Here is a 3,336-nt window from a genome sequence, read left to right as displayed (position 1 = left end):
AGGCGGGAAGACGTGAGCGAGCCGCCCGATGGTGGGATCGTACACCTTGCCCATGACCGTGAAGAGGTCGGTCTGGAGATCGATGCCGCCGGGCCCCTGGATCCGGAAGGTGTTGCCGAAGGTACCGCCCGTCACGACATGCGGGATGTTCGGGTTGCCGATGTACTGCTCGACGGCCGCGCCCGCGGCGTCGAACCCTTTCAGAGTGTTGTCGTTCTGGTAATCCGGCCAGGTCAGGAAGGGGCCGATGACGCCGTTGAGGGCGCCGGCGTAGGCGTTGTCGGGGGCCAGGAGGTTGACGTCGCCGATGTCGACGGTGTGATTGATCCCGTCCAGGAGGTTGGTAACGTCGAATACCTCCTGCCCGAAGGGGTGGGTGATCGTGTAGATGCCGACGGACGGAACGTCGACGCGGATCCGCAGGCGGGCGAAGGTCATCTGCTGGCCGTCGATCGGCACCTCCGCGGTGAAGGCCGCCTCCAGCGCCAGCACCAGGAGCGCCTTGCCGCCGGGAACGAGCGGCGGAAGCTGGGCATCGGCCATCCACCAGAAGGATTCGCTTCCGACCTGGAGCGGACTTCCCGCCGGCGGGTCGAAGATGCACATGTCGGGCCGGAGGGCGGCGGTCCCCGCCGGAGGCGGCAGGCACAACTCGAGACGAAGCCCGTTGCCGTCCTGGTAAAACGCCGGGTAGCCGTGGGGATCGACGGCGGGCCCCACGGGCGGGACCAGGGCCGCGTGGACCGCGGAAACCGCGAATGCCATGAGCAGGAATCCCAGCAGAGCCGGATACCATTTGTTCTTCATATCCTTACCTCCTCGCCTGATCTTCGCCAACGGAATTGCCGCACTGAACCCGGCCATCCTGCCGGAAATCCCATTCATCGACCGTGTTGGAAATTCAATTGCTGATGAAACAGCAATTTGCATGCCTGGCGGGTCCGAGCCGGTAAAACAGCGCCATCCATACGAAAAACATAAATAATTTTTCGCGCAGGGCGGAAGGACGATTGCCACGAAAGTATTGCGATTTTTTAATAATGTCAGACAGTTCTTATAGAATTCTCATGAATCCGATTCGCCCCCCGCACCGAAGAGCGTCCCGGTTCCATGCGGCATCCCCGGGGGAAATTCTTTACAATGGATACATGGAATATCCCGCGCGGCTACTCGTGTTCGACCTGGACGGCACCCTCGTCGACTCGAAGGAGGACCTGTCCGTCGCCGTCAACGTGGCCATCGGCTCGTTCGGAATCCCCCCCTTGCCGCACGAGGAGATCTGCGGGTACATCGGCGACGGCGCGACGACGCTCATCCGGAAGGCCCTTCCCGCGGACAAGGTCGGCCTCCTGCCGGATACGCTGGAGCGGTTCCTTTCGTACTACGGCAGGCATCTCCTGGACACGACGCGGCCATATCCCGGCGTCGCCGAATCGCTTCGGGAATGGTCCGGGAAGTACCGGATGGCGGTGCTGACGAACAAGCCGCTCGCGATGTCGGAGAAGATCCTCTCCGGCCTTTCCCTCTCCCGCCACTTCTACACCGTCCGCGGGGCGGACAGCTTCCCGACGAAAAAGCCCGACCCCCAGGGGCTGCTCCGCCTGATCGAGGAGGCCCGCGTCTCCGCGCGCGAGACCGTGATGGTGGGCGACGCGAAGAACGACGTCCTCGCCGGGAAGGCCGCCGGCGCGGTCACCTGCGGCGTCACGTACGGTCTGGGCGCAAGCGCGTTCGCCGAGCATCCCCCGGACTTCACCGTCGACCGGTTCCAGGAGCTGTTCGCCAGGATCCGGCCGGCGGGATAGCGGCGGATCGACCGTGGCCGCCGGAAAAAGGTTCCCGTGGGAAGCGGTCGCGGCCTTCGCAGCCGTCTTCGCGGCGATCCGCCTCTCGCTCTACCTGGACGTGCCCGGGCGCATCTTCTCCACCGCGGTCCTCGCCGCCGTCCTGTTCCTCTACGTTCCCGTGCCGCATTACCGGAAAAGCGGCTTCCCCGAGTGGACCCGCGTGGAGAACCCCCGCAGGACGCTCGGAACGGGGCTGCTGCTGATCGTGGCGGGCGCCGCGGCCTGGTCCCTTTACGCCATGCTGCCGCTTCCCCCGGAGCTGTCCCCGCCCCGGGGGGCGCTCCCGATCTCCCCGGCGCTGGCGGCGCACATCCTGCTGCTGACAGCGCTGCCCGAGGAGGTCTTCTTCCGCGGATACCTGTACGACCTCTTCGAGGAAGCGGGCATGGAGCCGGTGATCCCGACCGCCCTTCTTTTCGCCGCGGGACACCTGGTGATCCACCCCTCCCCCTACCGCCTGCTGACCTTCTTGCCCGGGCTGCTGCTCGGGTGGGGACGGAGGAGCTGCGGGAACATCTACGTACCGGTGGCGGTGCACTTCCTCTATAACCTCTTCCCGTTCCTGCTCGGAGGGCCGGCATGAGCGGCGGGCTCGCGGTATCCGGCCATCTCTTCTTTTTTTACGCCTACGAAGCGGGGTTCGAGATCTCGCTCGACGCCGCGCGCTCCCTTTGCGAAGCGTCCGACGCGCCCGGAATCTCGGGGATGCGCCCCTCCCCGCCGCACCTGCAGTACCGTCCCAGGCCGCTCGTAGTTCCCGCCGGCGAGGTGGAGGCGGAGACCGGCGCGGGAGGGCGGCGGCTGCGCCTCGACGCCTCCGTCAAGATCTTCGACTTCGGGGCGCTGTCGGTGACGCTCTCGCTTCCCGTGAGGGACCTACCCTGGGAGGAATACTGCGCGGCGGCGCTCGCCCTCTCCGAAGGTCCCGGGCTGGAACGGGCCGCGAGGGAGGCGGCCGGGCGGGTGTTCGAGCGGATCCGCCCCGCGATCTCCCGCCCGATGCTGGCGGACCTCGTCGAGGAGTACTCCCTCTGGCACGTCTCCGCCTTCTCTCCCGCGATGACCGGCACGGAGGCGCTTTCCGGCCTGGCCCAGGACATCGCGCGGCTGCTGACGCTCCAGGAGGGGAAGTTCAGCGAGGCGGCGGTCGCGGAGATCCTTCGCTCCCCCATCCGCTACTTCGACAACGACCTGTTCGTCGCGGACTGGAGCGCGTCCTTCGCCTACGACCCGAAGTTCCAGGACACCCTCGAGGTGCTCGAGTTCCTGAACGTGCAGCTGCTGGAGCTGCGCTTCTTCGACCGGGTCCTCCTCGAGGCGATCGACGCGACGGCGGGGGAGCTGCGCCCCCGGCGGCGCCTCTTCCACATCCTCCACGACCCGTACGAGAAGCCGATGCACAAGCTCTCGCAGATCAGCACCGACGTGTCGCTGGTCCGGGAGCGGATCTACAACTCGCTGAAGCTGGCGGGCGACGCGTACATCGCCC

4 protein-coding genes are annotated in these 3,336 nt (G+C 66.4%); 3 read left to right on the top strand and 1 reads right to left on the bottom strand.

Features of this window, described 5'->3' with window-relative positions; genetic code table 11:
* The coding region (locus AB1346_07720) for a hypothetical protein (protein MEW6720319.1) at nt 1–807 on the bottom strand (807 nt) is incomplete at its 3' end.
* A 341-nt stretch (nt 808–1,148) separates the two neighbouring features.
* Here AB1346_07720 and AB1346_07715 point away from each other — a divergent pair.
* The 3 genes from AB1346_07715 to AB1346_07705 all read left to right on the top strand — a co-directional run.
* Nucleotides 1,149–1,805 carry an HAD-IA family hydrolase gene (locus AB1346_07715; GenBank protein MEW6720318.1) on the top strand — a complete coding sequence of 219 codons (657 nt, stop codon included), beginning with the start codon at nt 1,149–1,151 and terminating at the stop codon, nt 1,803–1,805.
* Between the two features lie 13 nt (nt 1,806–1,818).
* Entirely contained in the window at nt 1,819–2,430 is a 612-nt protein-coding gene (locus AB1346_07710; protein MEW6720317.1) for a CPBP family intramembrane glutamic endopeptidase, read from the top strand.
* Nucleotides 2,427–3,336 (top strand): hypothetical protein (locus AB1346_07705; protein MEW6720316.1); only part of this gene is annotated, 910 nt, incomplete at its 3' end. The genes AB1346_07710 and AB1346_07705, both read left to right, overlap by 4 nt.

It is taken from the genome of Thermodesulfobacteriota bacterium (assembly GCA_040758155.1).
In the GTDB taxonomy this organism is placed as follows: Bacteria; Desulfobacterota; Deferrimicrobia; order Deferrimicrobiales; family Deferrimicrobiaceae; genus UBA2219.
The sequence above is the reverse complement of the archived record's forward strand: the minus strand, read 5'-3'. Positions and strand labels throughout refer to the sequence as shown.

Bases quoted from the DNA above. Each gene is read 5' to 3' on its own strand.
- AB1346_07715 (MEW6720318.1), top strand. From the start codon at position 1,149: ATGGAATATCCCGCGCGGCTACTCGTGTTCGACCTGGACGGCACCCTC.